This window comes from Conexibacter sp. JCM 18997 (assembly GCF_055391915.1).
In genome coordinates this window covers 2,593,091-2,613,447 of record NZ_AP043885.1, presented here as the reverse complement: position 1 = coordinate 2,613,447, position 20,357 = coordinate 2,593,091, and the positions used below count along the sequence as shown (strand labels likewise).

Annotated in this window: 23 protein-coding genes; 16 read left to right on the top strand and 7 right to left on the bottom strand. The window is 71.3% G+C overall.

Features of this window, described 5'->3' with window-relative positions; translation table 11 throughout:
- Positions 1 to 46 precede the first annotated feature (46 nt).
- The 4 genes from ACZ5UI_RS13285 to ACZ5UI_RS13270 all read left to right on the top strand — a co-directional run bounded on the left by ACZ5UI_RS13285 (position 47) and on the right by ACZ5UI_RS13270 (position 4,167).
- Positions 47 to 1,015 carry a M28 family metallopeptidase gene (locus tag ACZ5UI_RS13285; protein ID WP_464197683.1) on the top strand — a complete coding sequence of 323 codons (969 nt, stop codon included), beginning with the start codon at positions 47 to 49 and terminating at the stop codon, positions 1,013 to 1,015.
- A gap of 35 nt (positions 1,016 to 1,050) precedes the next feature.
- Positions 1,051 to 2,001: a 4-hydroxy-3-methylbut-2-enyl diphosphate reductase gene (locus tag ACZ5UI_RS13280; RefSeq protein ID WP_464197681.1), complete on the top strand. Its 951-nt coding sequence runs from the start codon at positions 1,051 to 1,053 to the stop codon at positions 1,999 to 2,001.
- Between the two features lie 83 nt (positions 2,002 to 2,084).
- On the top strand, positions 2,085 to 3,089 hold the full coding sequence (locus ACZ5UI_RS13275) for a diguanylate cyclase domain-containing protein (protein WP_464197679.1): 1,005 nt from the start codon (positions 2,085 to 2,087) through the stop codon (positions 3,087 to 3,089).
- A 34-nt stretch (positions 3,090 to 3,123) separates the two neighbouring features.
- Entirely contained in the window at positions 3,124 to 4,167 is a 1,044-nt protein-coding gene (locus ACZ5UI_RS13270; protein WP_464197677.1) for a metallophosphoesterase, read from the top strand.
- On the opposite strand, the gene ACZ5UI_RS13265 is transcribed toward ACZ5UI_RS13270, so the two are convergent.
- Complete coding sequence (locus tag ACZ5UI_RS13265; protein WP_464197675.1) at positions 4,164 to 4,943, bottom strand: redoxin domain-containing protein; 780 nt, start codon at positions 4,941 to 4,943, stop codon at positions 4,164 to 4,166. The two genes, ACZ5UI_RS13270 and ACZ5UI_RS13265, sit on opposite strands and share 4 nt — an antisense overlap.
- Before the next feature lie 108 nt (positions 4,944 to 5,051).
- Between ACZ5UI_RS13265 and ACZ5UI_RS13260 the strand changes: the two genes are divergently transcribed.
- From ACZ5UI_RS13260 to ACZ5UI_RS13235, 6 genes are all read left to right on the top strand, one after another.
- Positions 5,052 to 5,822: a hypothetical protein gene (locus ACZ5UI_RS13260; protein ID WP_464197673.1), complete on the top strand. Its 771-nt coding sequence runs from the start codon at positions 5,052 to 5,054 to the stop codon at positions 5,820 to 5,822.
- Between the two features lie 119 nt (positions 5,823 to 5,941).
- A complete protein-coding gene (locus ACZ5UI_RS13255) occupies positions 5,942 to 6,703 on the top strand; it encodes a hypothetical protein (RefSeq protein ID WP_464197671.1) in 762 nt (253 codons plus the stop codon).
- 75 nt (positions 6,704 to 6,778) lie between these two features.
- Positions 6,779 to 7,096: a hypothetical protein gene (locus ACZ5UI_RS13250; RefSeq protein WP_464197669.1), complete on the top strand. Its 318-nt coding sequence runs from the start codon at positions 6,779 to 6,781 to the stop codon at positions 7,094 to 7,096.
- A gap of 38 nt (positions 7,097 to 7,134) precedes the next feature.
- Entirely contained in the window at positions 7,135 to 7,623 is a 489-nt protein-coding gene (locus tag ACZ5UI_RS13245) for a hypothetical protein (protein WP_464197667.1), read from the top strand.
- Positions 7,620 to 9,044 (top strand): fenitrothion hydrolase, encoded by a 1,425-nt coding sequence (locus ACZ5UI_RS13240; protein ID WP_464197665.1) that lies wholly within the window; start codon positions 7,620 to 7,622, stop codon positions 9,042 to 9,044. Before ACZ5UI_RS13245 ends, ACZ5UI_RS13240 begins: the two co-directional genes overlap by 4 nt.
- Positions 9,045 to 9,214: 170 nt before the next feature.
- Positions 9,215 to 9,451, top strand: a complete 237-nt coding sequence (locus ACZ5UI_RS13235; RefSeq protein WP_464197663.1) for a hypothetical protein — start codon at positions 9,215 to 9,217, stop codon at positions 9,449 to 9,451.
- A gap of 52 nt (positions 9,452 to 9,503) precedes the next feature.
- Here ACZ5UI_RS13235 and ACZ5UI_RS13230 read toward each other — a convergent pair whose 3' ends face one another.
- The gene (locus tag ACZ5UI_RS13230; protein ID WP_464197661.1) at positions 9,504 to 10,106 is read right to left on the bottom strand and encodes an SCO family protein; all 603 of its coding nucleotides are present in this window, start codon (positions 10,104 to 10,106) and stop codon (positions 9,504 to 9,506) included.
- 101 nt (positions 10,107 to 10,207) lie between these two features.
- Between ACZ5UI_RS13230 and moeB the strand changes: the two genes are divergently transcribed.
- Together moeB and ACZ5UI_RS13220 are read left to right on the top strand one after the other, a co-directional pair.
- Complete coding sequence (gene moeB, locus ACZ5UI_RS13225) at positions 10,208 to 11,386, top strand: molybdopterin-synthase adenylyltransferase MoeB (protein WP_464197659.1); 1,179 nt, start codon at positions 10,208 to 10,210, stop codon at positions 11,384 to 11,386.
- A 13-nt stretch (positions 11,387 to 11,399) separates the two neighbouring features.
- Positions 11,400 to 11,678, top strand: coding sequence for a ubiquitin-like small modifier protein 1 (locus ACZ5UI_RS13220; protein ID WP_464197656.1), 279 nt, complete (start codon positions 11,400 to 11,402; stop codon positions 11,676 to 11,678).
- Positions 11,679 to 11,866: 188 nt separating this feature from the next.
- On the opposite strand, the gene ACZ5UI_RS13215 is transcribed toward ACZ5UI_RS13220, so the two are convergent.
- A complete protein-coding gene (locus ACZ5UI_RS13215) occupies positions 11,867 to 13,687 on the bottom strand; it encodes an NHL repeat-containing protein (RefSeq protein ID WP_464197654.1) in 1,821 nt (606 codons plus the stop codon).
- Between the two features lie 37 nt (positions 13,688 to 13,724).
- Between ACZ5UI_RS13215 and ACZ5UI_RS13210 the strand changes: the two genes are divergently transcribed.
- From ACZ5UI_RS13210 to ACZ5UI_RS13195, 4 genes are all read left to right on the top strand, one after another.
- Positions 13,725 to 14,699, top strand: coding sequence for a PLP-dependent cysteine synthase family protein (locus tag ACZ5UI_RS13210; RefSeq protein ID WP_464197652.1), 975 nt, complete (start codon positions 13,725 to 13,727; stop codon positions 14,697 to 14,699).
- Positions 14,700 to 14,746: 47 nt separating this feature from the next.
- Positions 14,747 to 14,941: a twin-arginine translocase TatA/TatE family subunit gene (tatA, locus tag ACZ5UI_RS13205; RefSeq protein ID WP_464197651.1), complete on the top strand. Its 195-nt coding sequence runs from the start codon at positions 14,747 to 14,749 to the stop codon at positions 14,939 to 14,941.
- Between the two features lie 2 nt (positions 14,942 to 14,943).
- Complete coding sequence (locus ACZ5UI_RS13200) at positions 14,944 to 15,330, top strand: M67 family metallopeptidase (RefSeq protein WP_464197650.1); 387 nt, start codon at positions 14,944 to 14,946, stop codon at positions 15,328 to 15,330.
- Positions 15,331 to 15,394: 64 nt separating this feature from the next.
- Positions 15,395 to 15,799 carry a hypothetical protein gene (locus tag ACZ5UI_RS13195; RefSeq protein WP_464197649.1) on the top strand — a complete coding sequence of 135 codons (405 nt, stop codon included), beginning with the start codon at positions 15,395 to 15,397 and terminating at the stop codon, positions 15,797 to 15,799.
- Here ACZ5UI_RS13195 and ACZ5UI_RS13190 read toward each other — a convergent pair.
- Genes ACZ5UI_RS13190 through ACZ5UI_RS13175 form a run of 4 tightly spaced genes read right to left on the bottom strand, consistent with a single transcriptional unit; the run spans position 15,796 to position 20,279 of the window.
- Positions 15,796 to 17,919, bottom strand: coding sequence for an Ig-like domain repeat protein (locus tag ACZ5UI_RS13190; protein WP_464197648.1), 2,124 nt, complete (start codon positions 17,917 to 17,919; stop codon positions 15,796 to 15,798). The genes ACZ5UI_RS13195 and ACZ5UI_RS13190 overlap by 4 nt on opposite strands.
- Before the next feature lie 22 nt (positions 17,920 to 17,941).
- Complete coding sequence (locus ACZ5UI_RS13185; RefSeq protein ID WP_464197647.1) at positions 17,942 to 18,490, bottom strand: hypothetical protein; 549 nt, start codon at positions 18,488 to 18,490, stop codon at positions 17,942 to 17,944.
- Positions 18,487 to 19,938, bottom strand: coding sequence for a GMC family oxidoreductase N-terminal domain-containing protein (locus ACZ5UI_RS13180; protein WP_464197646.1), 1,452 nt, complete (start codon positions 19,936 to 19,938; stop codon positions 18,487 to 18,489). The genes ACZ5UI_RS13185 and ACZ5UI_RS13180 overlap by 4 nt, the downstream gene beginning before the upstream one ends.
- Positions 19,935 to 20,279: a gluconate 2-dehydrogenase subunit 3 family protein gene (locus ACZ5UI_RS13175; protein ID WP_464197645.1), complete on the bottom strand. Its 345-nt coding sequence runs from the start codon at positions 20,277 to 20,279 to the stop codon at positions 19,935 to 19,937. Before ACZ5UI_RS13175 ends, ACZ5UI_RS13180 begins: the two co-directional genes overlap by 4 nt.
- Between the last annotated feature and the right edge of the window lie 78 nt (positions 20,280 to 20,357).

Below are 20,357 nucleotides of genomic sequence, written 5' to 3'. Positions count from 1 at the left end.
GTTGCTGCATCTCCTCCCCGCGAGACTACCTACGCTGGGTCGCACCGTGGCGGATGAGACACCCAATCTGACTCCGAAGCTGCTGTTCTGGGCGCTGGGCATCCAGGTCGTGCTGGGCGCGCTGCTGATCTGGCAGGCCTCGACGGGCTTCGCGCTGTTCGGGGGCGGGGACGACGACACCACCACGGTGCCGACGAAGGCCGCGCCGGCCGCCGCCGTGGCGACGGTGGCCAGCGCGCGTCCGAAGGTCGATCGCTTCGACGCGCCGGCCGCGATGGACTGGGCGCGCAAGCAGGTCGCGCTCGGCCCGCGCCCGCCGCGCTCGGAGGCCCAGCGCGCGGCCGCGGAGTTCCTGGTCAAGGCACTCCCCGACGGGCACTTCGTCGACATCGGGGACGGCCTGCGCAACATCGAGGGCGAGCTGCCGGGCCGGGGCAAGCCGATCCTGCTGGTGGCCCACTACGACACCACGCCGGTGCCCGGCTACGTCGGCGCGAACAACAGCGCGGCCGGCGTGGGCGCGGTGATCGAGCTGGCGCGGGCGCTCAAGCGCGACCAGAAGCCGACCGACCGCCCGATCCGCTTCCTGCTCACCGACGGCGAGGAGGCCGACACCTATCCCGTGCAGGGCGAGTTCTACGACCAGGCGCTGCGCGGATCCAAGGCGGCCGCCCAGACGATCGACGCCGAGGCGGTGATCGTCCTGGACTTCATCGCCCAGAAGGGGCTGAGCATCCCGCGCGAGGCGGGCTCGGACCCGGTGCTGTGGAACAAGCTGCGCGCGGCCTCGCGCAAGGTCGGGACGGCCAGCTACTTCCCCGACGACGTGCGCTCGGAGATCCAGGACGACCACACGCCCTTCGTGCGCGCGGGCATGCGGGCGATCGACCTGATCGACTTCGACTACCCGTGCTGGCAGAAGCCCTGCGACACGATGGACCAGCTCTCCACCCGCAGCCTCGACGCCTCGGGCGAGACGGTCTTGCAGCTCGTGCGCGAACTGCGACGCACCTAACAGAGCCGCCGCACCCACACCACTAGGCTGTGGGCATGGTCCAGCGCCTCCTGCTCGCCTCTCCGCGTGGCTACTGCGCCGGCGTCGATCGCGCCGTGCAGACGGTCGAACGCGCGCTCGAGCTGCACGGCGCGCCGGTCTACGTGCGCAAGGAGATCGTCCACAACAAGCACGTCGTCGAGGGCCTGCGCCAGAAGGGCGCGATCTTCGTCGAGGACGAGGTCGAGGTGCCCCAGGGCGCGACCGTCGTCTTCTCCGCCCACGGCGTCTCGCCGGCCGTCCACGCCAACGCGGCGGCCCGCTCGCTGCAGACGATCGACGCGACCTGCCCGCTGGTCACCAAGGTCCACCGCGAGGCGGTCAAGTTCGCCTCCGAGGGCTACACGATCGTCCTCATCGGCCACGGCGGCCACGAGGAGGTCGAGGGCACGATGGGCGAGGCGCCCGAGCACATCGTCCTGGTCGAGACCGAGGCCGACGTCGACAACCTCGAGGTCTCCGATCCGACGCGGATCGCCTACATCTCCCAGACGACGCTGTCGGTCGACGAGACCAAGACGATCATCGCCCGCCTGCGCGAGAAGTTCCCCCACATCACGGGCCCGCGCACCGACGACATCTGCTACGCCACGACGAACCGCCAGGCGGCCGTCAAGCAGATGGCCGGCGAGTGCGACCTCGTGCTGGTGATCGGCTCGCAGAACTCGTCCAACAGCGTCCGCCTCGTCGAGGTGGCTCGCGACTACGGCGCCGAGTCGCACCTGATCGACAACGAGTCGCAGGTGCGCGAGGAATGGCTGGAGGGCAAGCAGGTCGTCGGCATCTCGTCCGGCGCCAGCGCGCCCGAGGAGCTGGTCGAGCGGTTGGTCGGCTACTTCCGCGATCGCGGCGTCGACGACGTCTCCGAGTTCGAGGTCATCCGCGAGGACGTCCGCTTCATGCTGCCCAAGGCCATCCGCCAGGCGATGGCCGCGCAGTCAGCCTGACGGACGGGCCGCCGTTCCCACGAACGGCTCATTTCAAAACGATTTCTCAAGTCCCTGGCCGATCGTCCGACCACGGGACCACTATGAAGATCGTCAGCCCCGGGATGGCGGCGCCAGAGTCGCCGTCCGACCTTCGACGTAATCGCCTTGGCCGCCTGGTCTGCGCCGCCATCGTCGGCGGCTGGACGATCACGGCGCTGCTCGGCGCCCTGCTCGGCACCTACGCGGACCGCAACGCCTACCTGCTGGCCGCGATCGGCGTCGCCACCGGCCTGACCTGGGCCACGAAGCGCTGGAGCGCCCTCAGCGAGCGTTCGCTGCAGGTCCTCCTGCTCGCCGCCTCCCTGCAGGCCTGCGCGGCCGGCATCGCCTTCGACCGCGGCGTCATCGCCGCGTGGCCGTTCGCGATCGCCCTCGCGCTGGTGGCCGGCCAGGTCGGCCGCACCCGCGCCGAGGTGGCCTGGCAGGCCGGCGCCCTGGCCGTCGGCCAGCTGCTGGCCGCGGTCATCGGCCCGGACCGCGCGACCAGCGCCGGCCCCGCCGCGCTGATCACCGCCGGCGCCGTGATGGCCATCGCCCTGGCCGGCCGCCTGCTGTACGAGCGGCGCGAGACGGCGGGCGAGGAGCACGCGATCGCCGCTGACGCGCATCGCCTGCACGAGCGGCTGTCGGCGAACGTCGCGGCCGACCCGCAGCGCTTCGCCGTGCTGACGATGGACGTGCACGCGATGGGCAGCCCGGCGATCACCGCCTTCGGCCAGGAGCTCGCCGGCCAGCTGCGCGGCACCGATCTGGTGGCCCGCTCGGCCGGCGATCAGGTCTCCGTGGTGGCCGACTGCGACGCCGCCGGCGCCGCCGCGCTGGCCCGCCGCATCGAGCAGTCGCTGGCCGAGTACACCCGCGACGAGGTCGGTCACATGAACGCGGCGATCGGCATCGCGATGTACCCGGCCGACGGCCGCACCCCCGACGAGCTGCTGGCCAGCGCCGACGCCGCCCTGGCCGAGGTGCGCGCCGCGGCCGCCGCGGCGATGCTCGAGCCGCTCGCGCCGGTGGCCGAGGCGCCCGCGCAGATCAGCACCCTGTGACAATGCGGCGGGGCGGCCCGAGCCGCCCCGCTCCATGTCCACCAGCCTCGTCATCAGCGACCTCCACCTCGGCGGTCGCGACCACTCCGACGTCCTGCGCCACGATCCCGCCGCGCTCGACGCGCTGGTCGCCGCCCTGGACGGCGTGCAGCGGCTCGTGCTGCTCGGCGATCTGCTCGAGCTGCGCCACGGCCCGGCCCGCGAGGTGCTGGCCGCCGCGCGCCCCGTCCTGCAGCGCCTGGGGGCCGCGGTCGACGAGGTCGTCGTCGTGGCCGGCAACCACGACCACGGGCTGATCGACGGTTGGCTCGAGCGCCTCGGGCGCGACGGCCCGCCGCAGCTGGGCCTCGAGCAGCGCATCGCGCCCGCCGACGCGTCGTGGACCGCGGGCCAGGTGGCCGAGGCGCTCGGCGTCCCGACCAGCGTGGCCTATCCGGGCCTGTGGCTGCGCGACGACGTCTACGCGCTGCACGGCCACTACCTGGACCTGCACACCACGCTGCCCACCTTCGAGCGCCTGGCCGCGGGGGTGAACCTGCGCCAGCTCGGGCCGGTGCCGGCGCGGGCCACGCCGAGCGACTACGAGCGCCGCCTCACGCCCATCTACGGCTGGCTGGACGCGGTCGGGGCGTGGGCGCCGGACGAGCTCGGCACCGGCGCGTCGGGTGCGGCCTCGCAGGCCTACCGGGTGCTGACCGCCGGGCGGCGGGGCGGGCTGCGCAGCCTGCTGCTGGCCGGCGGCTTCCCGCTGGCCGTCGCCGCCGTCAACCGCGCGCGGTTGGGGCCGGTGCGGGCCGACATCAGCGGGACGGCGTTGCGCCGCGCGTCGCTGGAGGCGATGCACGCCGTCGCCGGGCACCTGGAGATCGACGCCGCGCACATCCTCTTCGGCCACTCGCACCGCACGGGCCCGCTGCCGGGCGACGACCGCAGCGAGTGGGGGCGGCTGATCAACGTGGGCTCCTGGGTGGTCGGCGGCGCGACGCGTGAGGCGGCGGCCGACAGCCCGTACCGGGCCGGCGGCGCGATCCGCGTCAGCGACGACGGCGCCGCGCCGCGGCTGGAGCGCTTGCTCTAGACGTCGGGCTCGTCGGGCGTCGCGACGGCGCCCTCGGGCGCCAGCCCCGGGGTGAAGCAGACCGCGTGGCAGCGCACGCCGGGACCGACCTGCAGGTCCAGCACGCCCTCGCTGTGGCGCTCGTGCTCGATCAAGCGATACGCGCCCGCGTGGTCGACCTCGACCTCGTGGCCGTTGACCTCGACCGCGCCGGTGCCGTCCAGCACGGCCCACACGCCGCCCGCCTCGTAGGGGCCCGACCACGGGCCCGGCTGGTCGGCCGTGGGCACGACGACGAGCGCCTCGGGCGCGTCCTCCGGGTGCAGCGGGGGCAGCGGCGCGACGTCGAGGCCGAGCAGCTCGCCGATGGCCAGCTCGGTCTCGGCGTAGCCGCCCTCGCCGAAGTGGACGTCGAAGAGCATGCCGTGCTGGTCGAACAGGTACCGCGCGGGCCAGCCCTCGTTGCCGTACAGCGACCACAGCTCGAACTCGGTGTCGATCAGCACCGGATGCTCGATGCCCAGCCGCTGCACGGCCTCGCGCACGGCATCGGGGTCCCGCGACGCGGCGAAGCCCGGGCAGTGCACGGAGACGACCCGCAGGCCGGCTTCGGCGTAGCGCTCGTGCCACGCCTTCAGGTAGGGGAGCGTGCGCAGGGAGTTGACCCGGCAGAAGTCCCAGAACTCGATCAGGACGGGGCGCCCACGCTGCTTGTCCATGCGCAGCGTGGCCACGTTGATCCACTTGAGCTTGACCGGGAACGGCGGGGCGGCGATGTCGGCGACGGGCGGGCGCACGGCAGGCGACGGAAGGTAGCGGCGCGAGTTCGCCACCTCGGGGTTGCTTCTGGACGGGGAGTCGTGAACACTGGCGCCTTTCCAACCCCGTCTCTTGGAGGAGAGAGGATGCGAAAGATCACTGTGCTGGCGGTCACCGCCATCGCGGCGCTCGTCGTTGCCGCGGTCGCCTACGGCGCCCAGGTCAACACCTACACGGTCACCGGGAAGACCTCACCGTCTTCGCCGGGCAGCAAGAAGAAGCCGTTGCCGATCTCGCTGGACTTCGACTACACCGTCGGCGAGGCCACCGGTCAGCGGCCCAGCCCGGTCAAGCGCTACACGATCGGGTTCTACGGCGTGCAGTCCAACGGCGGGCTGTTCCCGAAGTGCACCGCCGCGCAGATCAACGCGGCGCAGAGCATCAGCGGCTGCCCGAAGGGCTCGGTCGTCGGCTCCGGCTACATCATCAACGCCGCCGGCTCGACCGCCGATCCGACGGACAAGTCGATCGAGTGCAACCTGAACCTGACGATCGTCAACAGCGGCCAGGGCCGCGCGTCGATCTTCCTGCAGGGTGGCCCCTCGACGATGGTTCAGGGCAAGCCGTGCGTGATCGGCATCAGCCAGGCGATCGACGCCCGGTACGTGTCGTTCGACGGTGGCGGCACCGCGCTGCAGTTCGATGTGCCCGCCAACCTGCTGCACCCGATCGGCGGCCTGGACAACGCCGTCGTGCAGGTGCAGTCGACGATCAAGAAGCTGACCGTCAAGAAGGGCGGCAAGACCCGCGGCTACTACGAGTCGGTGGCCTGCAAGGGCAACAAGCGCCCGATCGCCGTCGACTTCCTGTCGGAGGCCGGCCAGTCCGAGACTGCGACAGCGGATCTCGCCTGCTGATCGGCTGATCGTCAGCGTTCAATCGCTAGTGTGACGACCCTCACGCGCGGGGCGGTCTTTCCGGCCGTCCCGCGTGTTGTCTGTGTGAAAGCACCACCCCACCCGGAGGAGTCCCACCCTTGCGAAAGCTCGCTGTCCTCGGCGTCACTGCTGCGGCGCTGCTCACCACGTCGACTGCCGCGTTCGCGCAGGCGACCAGCTACGACATCGCCGCGTCGACGTCGCCCGCGACCGCTGGTTCCACGAAGAAGCCCGTCCCGGCGTCGCTGACGCTGACGGTCAACGCGACGGGCACCGCTCGTCCGACGACCGCCTCGGCCTTCAAGGTCACGTTCGCCGGCATGAAGGCCAACACGGCCGGTCTGAAGACCTGCACGGTTGCTTCGATCAACTCCGCCCAGTCCGACACGGGCTGCAACAAGGCGGCCAAGATCGGTAGCGGCTACGTGAAGAACCTGGTCGGCACGGCCACCGACCCCAACGACACGTCGATCGCCTGCAACCTGGCGGTCACGCTGTACAACGCCGGCAACGGCGCGGTCGCGGTGTTCCTCAAGGGCGCCCCGACGATCACGGTTGCCGGTGGCAACTGCGTCATCGGCGTCAACCAGGCGCTGGACGGCAAGTTCACGTCCAACCGCTCTGGCGTCTCGCTCTCGTTCTCGATCCCGTCGAACCTGCAGCACCCGATCGGCGGCCTGAACCAGGGCATCTCGGCGATCGAGACGACGATCGACAAGAAGACCTTCACCTCGAAGGGCAAGAAGGTCGGCCTGCTCGAGGCGGTCGGCGGTTGCAAGGGCGGCTCGCGTGCGGTCACGCTCGAGCTGACCCAGGAGGCCGGCGGCGTCGGTACGTCGAAGGGCTCTGCCAAGTGCTGATCAGCGCCTCGCGCTGATCTGAAGGACCGCGACGGGGCGGGCACGGTGTGCCCGCCCCGTTCGTATCATCGGGGCATGACCCTGCGGGCCGCCGCTCTGCTGGCCCTCGCCATCCTCGGCATCCACGAGGTCGGCGACGTCTTCGCCACCGACGATCATGCCTCGGCCGGGCATCACGTCCTGCTCGCCGTCCCCGGCCTGCTGGCCATGGCGCTGGCCGTGCTCCTCGGCCGCGCGCGGCGCCTGCTCGTCCACGCCGCACCCTTGCGGCCCGACCTGCGCCTGCAGGTCGTCGGACCGTCCGCGCTGCTCGTCCTGATCGCCGCCCCGCTGGCGGTCGCCCGTGGCCTGGCTCGCAACCTGGCCGGTCGCGCCCCTCCAGCCTTCGGCTGACCCCGACCCCGTCAACCGAAGGAGCATCGAACCACCGCATGTCCAACATCCAGCGCTGGAGCCTGCTGGGCCTCGCCGTCGTCGTCCTCGTCGTCGGGTACATCGTGCTGCGGCCCAAGGACGACGACAGCGACCCGTCCGCCACGATCTCGGTGCCCGCGAGCACGCAGTCCGCCCCGGTGGAGACCACCGCCACGACCGAGACGCCGGCGACGACCGAGACGCCGCCCACCACGACCGAGACGACGCCGCCCGCGCCGCAGATCCAGACGATCACGGTGCAGGACGGCGAGCCGGTCGACGGCGTGCAGGAGCTCGACTTCACCAAGGGCGACACGATCGCCTTCAAGGTCACCGCCAACGCCCCGGGCGGCGAGGTCCACTTCCACGGCTACGACATCGCCAAGGAGATCCCGGCCTCCGGCGGCAGCGTGACCTACAAGGTGCCCGCCACGATCGAGGGCATCTTCGAGGTCGAGCTGGAGGCGACCGGCGTCCAGATCGCCAAGGTCGTGGTCCAGCCGTGATCCGCCGCGCTCTGCTGGCCGGCGGCGCGCTCGCGGCCGTCGCGCTCGCGCTGCCCGCCGTCGCCTCCGCCCACGGGCTGGTGGGCAAGCAGGACCTGCCCATCCCGCGCTGGATCTTCGCGTGGGCGGCGGCCGCGGTCCTGATCGTCTCGTTCGTCGCGCTGGCCACGATGTGGGCCACGCCGAAGCTGCAGGTGCTGCGCGAGAAGCGCGTGTGGCGCATCCCCGCCCCCGCGGTGTGGGAGCTCGTCGGCGGCGCGATCGGCGTCGTCGTCTTCGGGTTCGTGGTCTACGCCGGCCTGGCCGGCACCCAGACCGCCGACGCCAACCTGGCGCCGACGTTCATCTACTACGTCTTCTGGGTCGGCATCCCGTTCGTCTCGGCGATCTTCGGCAACGTCTTCGCCCTGTTCAACCCGTGGCGCGCGCTGGCCCGCGGCGTCTCCTGGGTGGCCGGCCGGATCGCCGGCGGCGAGACCCCCGAGCCGCTGGCCTACCCGCGCTGGCTGGGGCGCTGGCCGGCGGCCATCGGCATCCTGGGCTTCGCCTGGGTCGAGCTCGTGCTGCCCGTCCAGGACCGCACCGACCCCTCGACGCTGGCCATCATGGCGCTGGCCTACGCGGCGGTGCAGCTGATCGGCATGAGCGTCTACGGCATCGAGCCGTGGCTGCGCAACGCCGACCCGTTCGGCGTCGCCTTCGGGCTGATCGGGCGGCTGGCCCCGCTGCACTGGGTCGATGGGGAGCTGCGCACGCGCAAGCCGCTGGCCGGGATCGTGTCGCTCGACCCGCGCCCGGGCACCGTGCCGCTGGTCTGCATCATGATCGGCACCACCGCCTTCGACGGGTTCTCGCTCGGTGCGTTGTGGAACGACGTCGCGCCCGACATCCAGCGGTGGTTCATCGACATCGGCTTCAACGCGGAGAGCGCGTTGGAGGTCACGTTCACGATCGGCCTGATCGCGATGGTGCTGCTGGTCAGCGCCGTCTACCGGCTGGGCGTGACCGGCATGCGCACGGTCGACGAGACGCGCTCGGTGCGCGAGCTGTCGGGGCTGTTCGCCCACACGCTGGTGCCGATCGCGCTGGCCTACATCGTCGCCCACTACTTCTCGGCGCTGACCTACCAGGCGCAGGCGATGGCCTACCTGATCTCCGATCCGCTGGGCGACGGCTCCAACGTGTTCGGGACCGCGTCGGCGACGATCAACTACGGCTGGATCAGCGCCAACGCGATCTGGTACGTGCAGGTGGCCGCCTTGATCATCGGCCACGTCGGCGGCCTGATCCTGGCCCACGACCGGGCGCTGGCCACCTACAAGGACCCCGGCGACGCGACCCGCTCGCAGTACTGGATGCTCGTCGTGATGGTCGGCTTCACGAGCCTCGGCTTGTGGCTGCTGTCCGCGGCGGCGCAGTGATGGCGCCGCCCTTCGCGCACGTCGGCCACTGGTGGGGCTCGATCCTCTATCTGGCTCCCGTCGTGATCGTCGTTGTGTTCCTTGCCGTACAGAGTTGGCGCAGCAAACGCCGTGAGGGCCGATCCGGATGAATCGACTGGCCATCTAGGGGGAATGGAGCGGCCAGCATGATGACCGCGCAGCAACTGCACGATCTGCTCGAAGAGGTCCCCGACACGCGGGAGATCGTGGTCGCCTGCACGGACGACGACGGGCTGACCGCGGCCTGGCAGGCCGCCGAGGCCGAGGCGTCGATCGCACTCGACAGCTGGCGCGCGTGGCCGGGCGGCGAGTCCTTCGCCACCTACCGCGCCGCGCAGGACCGCGCGGACGCCGCGCAGGACGCGCTGGTCGCGCAGGCCGCCTGAGCGGCAGACGACGGGCATCAGGGACGAGACTGGGCGGCGCCGTAGCCGCGACCTACTTCGGCGCCGGCTCGGCCTCGAGCTTGCGGATGTCGTGCACGAGCCCCTCGGGCGTGAGCTGGTCGACGGGGAAGCCGATCCGCTGGCGGCCCTGCTTGTCGATCAGCAGGACGTAGGCGGAGTGCTCGAAGCCCTGGCCCTGGGGCTGGATGCCGTAGGCCTTCCAGATCGGCGCCAGCTGCGCGCGTGAGCCGAGCAGGAAGCGCATGCGGTCGGTCAGATGCTGCTGGAGCAGGAACCGCTGCGCGTGGAACTCGGTGTCGTCGGCCGGATCGACGCTGACCGCCAGCGCGGGGAGGTCGTGGCCGAGCTGGTCCATCGCCCCGCGGATCTGCTGGGCGGTGACCGGGCAGGTGTCCTGACAGGTCGAGTACATGAACGTCAGCACGACGACCTGGCCACGGTACTGGGCCAGGCTGGCCGGCTTGCCGTCCTGATCGACCAGCTGGAAGTCCTGGGGCGGGATCCCGGGCGGCCGCAGACCGCCGGCGAACCCGTTGACCACGGTCGACGCGGTGGAGGAGGATCCGCCTCCACCGCCGGCGGCCAGCAGGAGGGCGACGACCACCGCCGCCAGGCAGGCGAGGACGGTGGCCATGACGAGTCGCAGACGTTGCATCGATCCCTCATCATGGCGAAGGCGGCGACGACCCCCCGCTATACTTTTTGAAGTACCGGAACCCGGATAGGATTTCACCCATGAGCCCCAGCGGCGCCGACTACATCCGCAGCATCAAGGAGCAGATCGCCGAGATCGACCCGTCCGAGGTCCACGGCCTGCTCGACGATGGGATCGCCCTTCTCGACGTCCGCGAGAGCGAGGAGTGGGACGCCGGCCATCTGCCGGGCGCCACCCACGTCGCTCGCGGCTACCTCGAGTCCCGCATCGACGGGGCGATCCCCGACCACGACCAGCGCGTCGTCGTCTACTGCGCCTCGGGCACGCGCTCCGCGCTGGCCGCCAAGACGCTCACCGACCTCGGCTACGGCAACGTCGAGTCGATGACCGGCGGCATCACGCTGTGGAAGGACCGCGGCTACGAGGTCGACCAGCCCCGCAAGCTCACCGCCGAGCAGCGCGAGCGCTACTCCCGCCACTTCCTGCTGCCCGAGATCGGCCAGGCCGGCCAGGAGAAGCTCCTGGACGCCAAGGTGCTGCTGCTCGGCGCCGGCGGCCTGGGCTCGCCGACCGCGCTGTACCTGGCCGCGGCCGGCGTGGGCACGATCGGCATCATCGACAACGACGTCGTCGACCTCTCCAACCTGCAGCGCCAGGTGATCCACACGACCGACCGCGTCGGCACCAAGAAGGTGGACTCCGCCGAGGAGTCGATGAAGGCGATCAACCCCGGCGTCAACGTCGTCAAGTACGACTTCCGCCTGGACTCGTCCAACATCATGGACGTGATCGAGGGCTACGACGTGATCGTCGACGGCCTGGACAACTTCCCGACGCGCTACCTGCTCAACGACGCCTCCGTGCGCCTGCAGATCCCGGTCGTGTCGGCCTCGATCCTCGGCTTCGACGGCCAGCTGACGATCTTCAAGCCCTACGACGGCCCGTGCTACCGCTGCCTGTACCCGGTGCCGCCGCCAGCCGAGCTGGCCCCGTCCTGCGGCGCCAACGGCGTGCTCGGCGTGCTGCCCGGCACTATGGGCCTGCTGCAGGCCACCGAGGTCGTGAAGCTGATCATCGGCATCGGCGAGCCGCTCGTCGGGCGCCTGCTGCTCTACGAGGCGCTCGGCGCGACGTTCACCGAGCTCAAGGTCCGCCGCGACCCGGAGTGCCCGATCTGCTCACGCGATCCCTCCGAGATCACCGACGAGGAGATGGGCGTGTTCCCCGACTACGAGGCGTTCTGCGCCGCGGCGGGCTAGCCTCCGAATCTCTATGGCAACGGTTCGCATTCCCCCTGTCCTGCGCGCGTCGACCGGCGGCGCCAAGGAAGTCGGTGCCGACGGCAGCAACGTCGGCGAGGTCCTGCGCTCGCTGGCCGAGGAGCATCCGGCCACGCAAGGCCAGCTGTTCGGCGACAACGGTGACCTCAACCGCTACGTCAACGTGTACCTCAACGACGAGGACGTGCGCGTCCTCGACGGGCTGGACACGGCGGTCGAGGACGGCGACGTGCTGGTCATCCTGCCGGCCATGGCCGGCGGGGCGCGCTAGCGCCCTCCCGAGCGTCCGCGCCGGCGGGTCCGGCGAACGACGGGCATCGAAGACGAACGGGCCTTCGCCCGCCGCCGTCCCTCGTGCCAAGCGGGCCGGGGGTCGGTTCGAGTTTCGGACTCTGACGTGCCTGCTGTTACGGGCGCTATACACCCTTTACAGCAGGCACGTCGCCCTTTTCTCGCGAGCTACGGCTGCTGCGGCAGCCCGAACAGCGGCGTCTTCACCGGCGCCGCTGCGCCGACCAGCTTCACCAGCCCGTTCCCGCCGACGAACTCCTCGGGCACCGGCGATCCGGTGGACCAGTTGTTGGCCAGCCACACGTTGCCCGACGCATCGATCTGCACGGCCGTGATGTGCTGGAACGAGGTGCTGGTGTAGCCGTGCTTGCGGGGTGAGATGGAGTCGCCGGCCTTCGCGCCGGACGGGCAGGTCTCCGTGCGCACGCCGCACAGCTCGCTGACCGTGGCCGGGAAGAAGTCGGCGACCCAGACGTGGTCGTCGCCGTCGATCGCGGTGCTCCACGCGCCCTTGACCGCCGGGCTGCGGTGCGCCGTGGCCACGCCGGCCGGCGAGATCTGGGTCACCGCGTTGGAGAACAGGTTGGCCACCCAGGCGTTGCCCTGGCTGTCCAGCGCCAGGCTCATCGGCGAGCGCAGACCGCCGCCGGTGATCGGGCTGCCCAGGAACGAGCCGTCCGGGTTGATGCGGACGACCGACCCCTTCAGCCGGGGCGAGATCGAGTTGTTCGTGATCCAGGCGGTGCCCTTGTCGTCGAACTGCAGGCCGAACGGCTTCTCGAGCCCGCCGCCGGTGATCGTCCTGGCCTGGTTGGGGTCGCCGCCCGGGTAGACGGTCACGGTCGAGGTGCCGAAGTTGGCGAACCAGACGTTGTCCTGCGCGTCCACGGCCAGACCCTGCGGCTTGCTCGGGTTGCCCTGCTTGAAGCCGCCGGCGGGGGAGACGGGCACGCCCAGCGAGGTGAACAGGGAGATGCTGTCGCCTGCGTAGTTGCCGGTCCAGATGCGGCCCTGGTGGTCCACCGCGGTACCCCAGCCGACGCCGTAGACGCCGCCGCCGGTGAACGGCGCGCCGGGCAGGGAGCGCCCGCCGGTCGGGTCGGTCGCCGTCAGCTCGAGCCCTGCCGTCGTGCCGAAGCCCTGGAAGTTGTTGCCCACCCAGGCGTTGCCCAGCGCGTCGAAGGCCATGCGCCCGGGCGCGTTGAGCCCCAGGCCGGTGAACGTGATCGCGACGAGCCAGTTGCTGGGCGGCGCGGTCAGCTGCACCGGGTAGGCGTGGGCGACCTGCAGCCCGTAGAGCTTCTTCAGGTTCAGCGTCGAGTTGTGGGCCAGGTTCAGGGCGATCTGCAGCGTGTCGGCCGGGCGGCCGCCCCGCGGCGGGGTGGCGGCGCGGCGCACGAGCGTGCAGCCCTTCGGGTCGGCCGATGCGACCGTGCAGCGCTGCAGCAGGGCGGCGATCGAGTTGAACTTCGGCAGCGCGTCGGTCGTGGTGCCGTTGGGTGCGCCCGAGAACGGGAAGGCGATCTTCCCGGTGCCCGGCTCCATCAGCGACGTCGACGTGAGCGCCGCGTTGGGCAGGCCGGGGAAGGCGCCGTGGATCGCGCCCTGGCCGTCGAAGAACTGCGCGAACGAGTACGCGGTCGCCACGGTCGTCTGCTCGTTGATGGGCAGCGCGTCGGGCACCGCGTCGGCGGGCGCGTTGGCGGCCAGGCGCAGGGTCGCCGGCACGCCGCTGCCGTCCGTGGCGACCGCGTAGATCGCGCCCGCGTCGGCGGGGAGGGCGTAGGAGAGCGTGTACGCGCCGCTGCCGGTCGTCGTCGCGGCGGCCAGGCGGGTCGCTGCCTGGGCGCCCGCGGCGTAGAGCGAGACCGTGGTTCCGGCGACGGGGGTCCCAGCCGCCGTGACCGTGCCGGAGAGGGTGGCCGCGGAGGCGGGCGCGGCCAGCGTCAACGTGGCCGCGACCCCGGCCAGCAGTCCCTTGCGAAGCATGCGCGGGACCTTAACGGCCGACGCTATATTTCGTGAAGTGACTCCTGTCCCTGAGCTGCGCAACCGCCCCTGCGGAGGTCGCTACGGCGACATCGTCCAGGCGATCGGCAACACCCCGCTGATCGAGCTGAAGCGCCTGTCGCCCAAGCCGGGTGTGCGCATCTGGGCCAAGATGGAGTCGTTCAACCCGACGGGCTCGGTCAAGGACCGCGTGGCCCGCGCCCTCATCGAGGACGCCGAGGCCAAGGACGCGATCAAGCCCGGGATGACCATCCTCGAGCCGACCTCGGGCAACACCGGCATCTCGCTGGCCATGATCTGCTCGCGCAAGGGCTACAAGCTCAAGGTCGTCATGCCCGACAACGTGACCCCCGAGCGCACGCAGCTGCTGCAGATGTACGGCGCGGAGATCGTCTACTCGCCGGGCAACCAGGGCTCCAACGGCGCGGTCGCGATGGCGCTGGAGATGGCCGAGGACCCGCAGTACTACATGCCCTACCAGTACGGGAACCCGGCCAATCCCGGCGCGCACTACAACGGCACGGCGCCCGAGATCCTCGAGGAGCTCGACGGCGACATCACCGCGTTCGTGGCCGGTCTGGGCACGGGCGGCACGCTGATGGGCAACGCGCGGCGCTTCAAGGAGGAGCTCGGCGACCAGGTCAAGATCGTCGCGGCCGAGCCCATGCAGGGCGAGCCCGTCCAGGGCCTGCGCTCGCTGGACGACGGCTTCATCCCGCCGATCATCGACCTGTCGCTGCTGGACCGCAAGATCTTCGTGACCAACCGCGACGCGATCATCTGGACGCGCAAGCTGCTCGACGAGGAGGGCGTCTTCGCCGGCGTCTCGTCGGGGGCGATCGCCCGGGTCGCGGTGCGCATCGCCAACGAGATCGACGAGGGCAACGTGGTGTTCCTCGTTTGCGATGATGGCTGGAAGTACTTGTCCAGCGGGATCTACACGCTTCCCGTGGACGAGGTCGAGAACCTCGACTCCACCGTTTGGTGGTAGTCGCTCACTAGGAGCGCGCCGCAATGTTTCCCGGATCCGTTGGCCCCATGGAGATCGTGCTGGTCCTTGTGATCGCGCTGCTCGTGCTCGGCCCCAAGAAGCTTCCCGACGTGGCTCGCTCCGTCGGCAAGGGCATGCGCGAGTTCAAGGACGCGCTGTCTGACGCCGACCCGCGCCACCACAAGGACGACGACGCCGAGTTCCCGGGTCTGGGCGAGTCCAGCTCGTCCAACAAGTCCTAGCGGTGCAGGTCGACGAGGCGCTGGTGGCCGAGATGGTCGCCCATGCGCGGGAGGACTTCCGCGACGAGTGCTGCGGGCTCGTGGCCATGCGCGACGGGGTCGCCGTCGAGGTGCGCCGCACGGAGAACCTGGCGCACACCTGGTTGAAGTTCGAGATGGACGGCCTCGAGGTGCTGCGCGCGCTGGACGACTTCGAGGAGTCGGGCGCCGAGCTAGGGGCGATCTACCACTCGCACACCAAGACGCCGCCGTATCCGTCGCAGACCGACATCAACTTCGCGGCCAACTGGCCCGGCGTCGAGTGGATCATCATCGGGCTGACCAGTCGCGACGGCGAGGCGACCGTGCGCACCTACGTGATCGAGGACGGCAACGTCACCGAGCGCTGACCTGCGCTGCCCGGCCTGCGGGTCGGCGCACGCGGGTGACGAGCGCTTCTGCCCGGACTGCGGGTTGCCGCTCGTCGCGCCGGGCGCGGCCGAGGCCGAGTTGACCGAGCGCCAGGCCCGGGCGCGCAAGATCAAGCCGCAGTACGCCGAGGGCCCGCTCGTGCGCGTGGCCGGCGCGGCCAACCAGCCCGAGGCCGAGTTCCTGCAGGGGCTGCTGCTGGAGGAGGGCGTGCCGTCGACGACCCGCCGCGCGGCCGGGTTCGACGTGCCCGACTTCCTGGCCGCCGGCCCGCGCGACATCCTCGTCGCCGCGTCGGGCGCCGATGTCGCCCGCGAGGTCCTGCTGCAGTCCGACCTGGGCGCGAAGGTCGCCGACCGCTCCACGCGCCCGGTGGCGCCGCTGCCGCTCGCGCTCGTGCTCGGCGGCGTGCTCGTGATCTTCGTGCTCGTGTTGCTGCTCGTCGTCTAGCGGCGCTCCAGCACCCAGAACGGGACCGTGGCGATCGCCGAGCGCGCGCCGTCCGCAGCGACGGCCTGCACGACGACGCGGTAGCGACCAGGGGCCAGTCGCCTGTCCGCCCGCAGCGTCCGCGGCAGCCAGAGGCGGTGCCGGCCCGCCGTGGCGGCGAGCGTGCGCGTGAGCGCGAACCGCGTGGGGCCGTGGCTCGTCCGCCGGGTCTGGGTCACCGTCGCGTAGCTGGAACCGTCGCCCGTGGGGGAGTCGGGGAGGACGTAGACCGCGGGGCTCGTCGTCCGCCGCGGCGTGCGGCAGCGGGCGCGCGGAGCCCGCGGGGGGACACGGCGCCGCTGCACGGTGAAGGTGACCTTCGCCGCCCGGCTGAGCCGGTAGGACAGCCGCGCGGCGGACACGCTGGGCGCCAGGCACCGTGGCGTCAGCGCCACGTCGGACAGCGTCAGCGAGGGCACGACCGGGGCGATCGGGGACGACGACGGTGAGGACGTCGGTGGGGCCGGCGGGACCGGTGGCGCCGGTGGGGCCGGCGGAACGGGGGGCGTCGGGGGCGGCGCCGTCGCCACGGTGACGCCGGCCGTCGCGCTCGTCGAGGGCGCGAAGTCGTTCTGGGTCCCGTCGCCGGAGTAGGCGGCGGTCGCGGTCCAGGTCCCGGTCGTCGGGTAGGTGACCGTGCACGTGGCCGTCGCGCCGGTGAGGGGCTGGGCAGGGCACTGCGTCGTGGCCAGGCCGCCCACGCCGTCGTCGAAGGCGACCGTGCCGCCGGTCGCGGTGGACGGGGTGACCGTCGCGACCCAGGTCACGGGACTGCCCGGGGTCACCGACGGTGCCGCGGGGGCGAGCGACGTCGACGTGGCCTGCAGGAGGTAGGCGCCGATCGCGCAGTTCGCGCCGGCCATCGGCGTCACGCCACGCTGGTCGGCCGTCGCGCAGGCCCGGGTCTCGCCGTCGATGGCAACGGGCAACGTGAACGCCGGAGGGACGACGTCGAACGCCGGGTCGGCCAGCGGAGTGGCGGGGATCGGCGTGTTGCGCAGCGCGATGGTCTGCGTCGGGCCGCCGTTGTTGGCGGGCGCGCCGGCCAGGTAGGCCTGCAGGACCTGCCCGTAGGTGGAGGCGCCGTAGGCGGTCGTGCCGTTGTGGCTGCCGGTCGCCGGCGTGGTGGCGGAGATGCAGGTGCCGTCGGTGTCGAGGTTGTAGCCGGCGTCAGTGACGGCGCTGTTGCCCGGATAGCAGGCGCGGCCGGCGGCCTGCGGACCGATGAGGTTGGCCGCGAACGTGACGTTGCTGTTGCTACTGAAGAGCACCGAGCTGCCGGTGCCCTGGTTGGCGACGAACGTGGACCCCTGCACGGCGATGGTCCCGAGGTTCACGATCGTGCCACCGAAGTCACCCTCGTTCCCCGACAGCGTGGACCGGCTCAGCGTGAGGTTCGCGGCCGTCTGCACGTTGATGGCGCCGCCTTCGTCACCGGTGTTGCCCAGGAAAGCGGAACGGGTCACGATGGTCGTGCCCAGCACGACCATCGCTCCGCCGCCGACGGCGCTGGCGACGTTGCCGGCGAAGGTGGAGTCCCGCACGGTGGTCACCGAGCCGGCCTCGTTGCGGATCGCGCCGCCGTTGGGCGCGGTGTTGTCCGAGAACGTCGCGTCCTGGACCGTCAGCGTCCCGGCGTTCTCGATCGCTCCGCCTTGCGGGCCCTGGCCGGACGCGCGACGGAAGTCGACGCCCTGGACGACCACCGTCGAACCCACCGCGATGGTCAGGAGCTGCGTCGCGCTCCCGCCGTCGAGCACCGGCTCGGCGCCGGGCGCGGCCGCGAGCGTGAGGCTCGGCCCCGTGAACGTGACGGCCAGGGCGGTCGGTGTCGTCGCGGAGACGTCGTAGGTGCCGTCGGCCATGGTGATGCGCACCGAGTCGGACGTCGACTGCGCGTTGGCGCTCGTGACGGCAGCGACGATCGTGCACGCGTCCGCCGCGGTGCTGCAGTCGCCGGCGCCGGTCGCCACTGGTGCGGCGAACAGGCTCACCGTCGCCGCCTGCGCGGCTGCCGTGCCGACCAAGACGTTCACGAGGAGCGCCAGCGCGGCGGCCCGCCCCACCGTCCGTGGATCCATGGTGCGGGCGAGCGTATGCGATTCAGGCGCTGTCGGCCACCAGCCCGCTGAACAGCGCGATGTCGTCGGGCTGCAGCTGGCAGATCTCGATCAGGTGGCCGAGCTGGTCGCTGCAGTCGACGTAACCCGCGCGCACCCGGTCGGGGATGATCACCTGGTAGTCGATGGCCAGGTTGGACTTGGCCAGGAGCTGAACGATGTCGGCCCACGGCTGGTCGCCGACGGGGATGAACGTGGCGTAGTGGTGGAATCGGATCGCGTAGGAGCCGTCGTCGGGTAGGAACCGGGTGTAGTACTCGACGTCACCCGAGATCGGCTCGATCAGCTCGATGATCATGCCGCCGCGCGAGCCCATCGCGATGCGCGTCTCCCACGGGCGCTCGGTGCCGTCCGGGCCCAGGAACGTGGCCCCGACCGGGACCTCGACGCAGTGCTCCAGACCCCAGTCGTCCTTCAGCTCCGCCATGGCCCGATCGAGGTCGGTGGTCACGTAGCCCATCTGCCACGTGTTGGCGAACAGATCGGCCAGCGTCTCGACGGGGCGGGGGTCGGTGAACAGGTCACCCCTCACGCGACCGCCACCTCTCGCTTGTCGCTCAGGTAGCCGTGCGGGTCGGCGTCCAGGTGCGACGCCAGCCGGGTGGCCAGCGCCATGATCGTCAGCGACGGGTTGACCGACAGCGTGCGCGGCATGGCCGAGGCGTCGCCCACGAACAGACGCTTGACCTCGTGCGACTCGCCGTGGCTGTCGACGACGCTGCGGCTCGGGTCGGTGCCCATCGCGCACCCGTTCTGGACGTGGGTGCACGACGTCCCGCTGCGCAGGAACGACGTCGCGCCCGCGGCCCGCAGGATCTCGCGGCCCTTCTCGAACGCGCCCTGGGCCCGATCCAGCTCGTGCGGCTGGAAGTCGGTGAAGATCCGCTCGTTGCCGGCGTCGTCCAGCTCGATCCAGCCGTTGTTGTCGTCGTTGACCATCAGCAGCAGGCCGACCCAGTGGCGGTAGCCGCGACAGGCCTCGTTCAGCGCCCGGCCCCACAGCGGCACACCCGCCTCGTCGCACGCCGACACGCTGAAGCCGATCGGGTCCTGGACGGTCAGCGCCTCGATGATGAACCCGCCGTCCTCGTCGCGCTGGTTCTCCAGGCAGTGCGCGCTGATCGGGTAGACCCGGTGGGCGTCCTGGGGCTCGTCGAAGTAGCCGAACACGAACGACGCGGGGTGGAACCCGAGGTTGCGGCCGATCTGGGGGTTGCTCAGGCCCGATCGCCACAGCACCTGCGGGGTGTTCAGCGCGCCCGCGGCGACGACGACGGCGCCGGCCTGGACCGTGTGCGACACGCCCTCGGCGTCGGTGTACGCGACCCCGTTGGCCTCCCCGTTCTCGATCAGCACACGGTCCACGAAGCAGCCGGCGCGCAGGTCCAGGCGACCGATCGCCCACTGGCGGTGGATGTAGGTGTTCAGCGTCGACTTGCCGGCGTTCGTCGGGCAGCCCTGCAGGCAGGAACCGCACTTCATGCAGTTCTCGTCGGTGTAGGAGTAGACGGGCTCCAGCTCGGAGCCGATCGCCTCGAAGCCCTTGGCGATCATCTGCAGGTTCTCGGGCCAGTCCGCGCGTTCGCGGATGCCCAGCTGCTGCTCGACGCGGTCGTAGTACGGCGCCAGGTCCTCAGGACCGAGATCGAGGCCGGCGAACGCGTGCCACTTGTCGAACTCGTGCTGGGTGGCCCGCAGCGCGACCTTCGTGTTGATCGTCGTCGTGCCGCCCACGCAGCGCCCGCCGATGATCGGCACGGGCGGCTGGGTCATGTCCGACGCCGGCATGGCGAAGCGCATGGGCCACCAGATGTCGGCCGACGCGTGCGACTCCCAGCGGGTGAAGTCGGCGGCCGTGCGGTGCGGGCCGGTCTCCAGCAGCAGGACGTCGCGGCCGGCCTGCGCCAGCTCGCCGGCGATCACACCGCCGCCGGCCCCAGAGCCGACGACGATCACGTCGAAGCGTTCCTCGCTGCTCATGCGTGGACCCCCAGGTAGGACCAGTCCTTGACGTACTTGTCGGCCAGCGGGAACACGAAGCCGATCTCCTGCCACGCGCCGGGCTCGTCGATCCCGGGCGCGACGAAGTCGCTGTAGTAGGCCTCGGCGGCCATCGCCCGGAGCATCTGGAACTCGGGCGTGGGGGCCATCGGCGCGAGCGCCTCTTCGCCGCCGTCGGCGTAGGGCGCGAGCGTGTCGATCGCCCCGATCGCCGCCTCCTGCACCGGTGGTGGCGCGGCCGCCAGCACCGCGTCGATGTACACCTCGGCTCCGACGCGGGCACAACCGGGCACAAGCGTCTCGCACAACGATGCGAGCACGTCAGCGCGCCGGTCGTCCAGGCACCGCAGCTCTCTCCTCCTCGAGCCGGACATGGGGCGACGGTACGCCTCGGCACG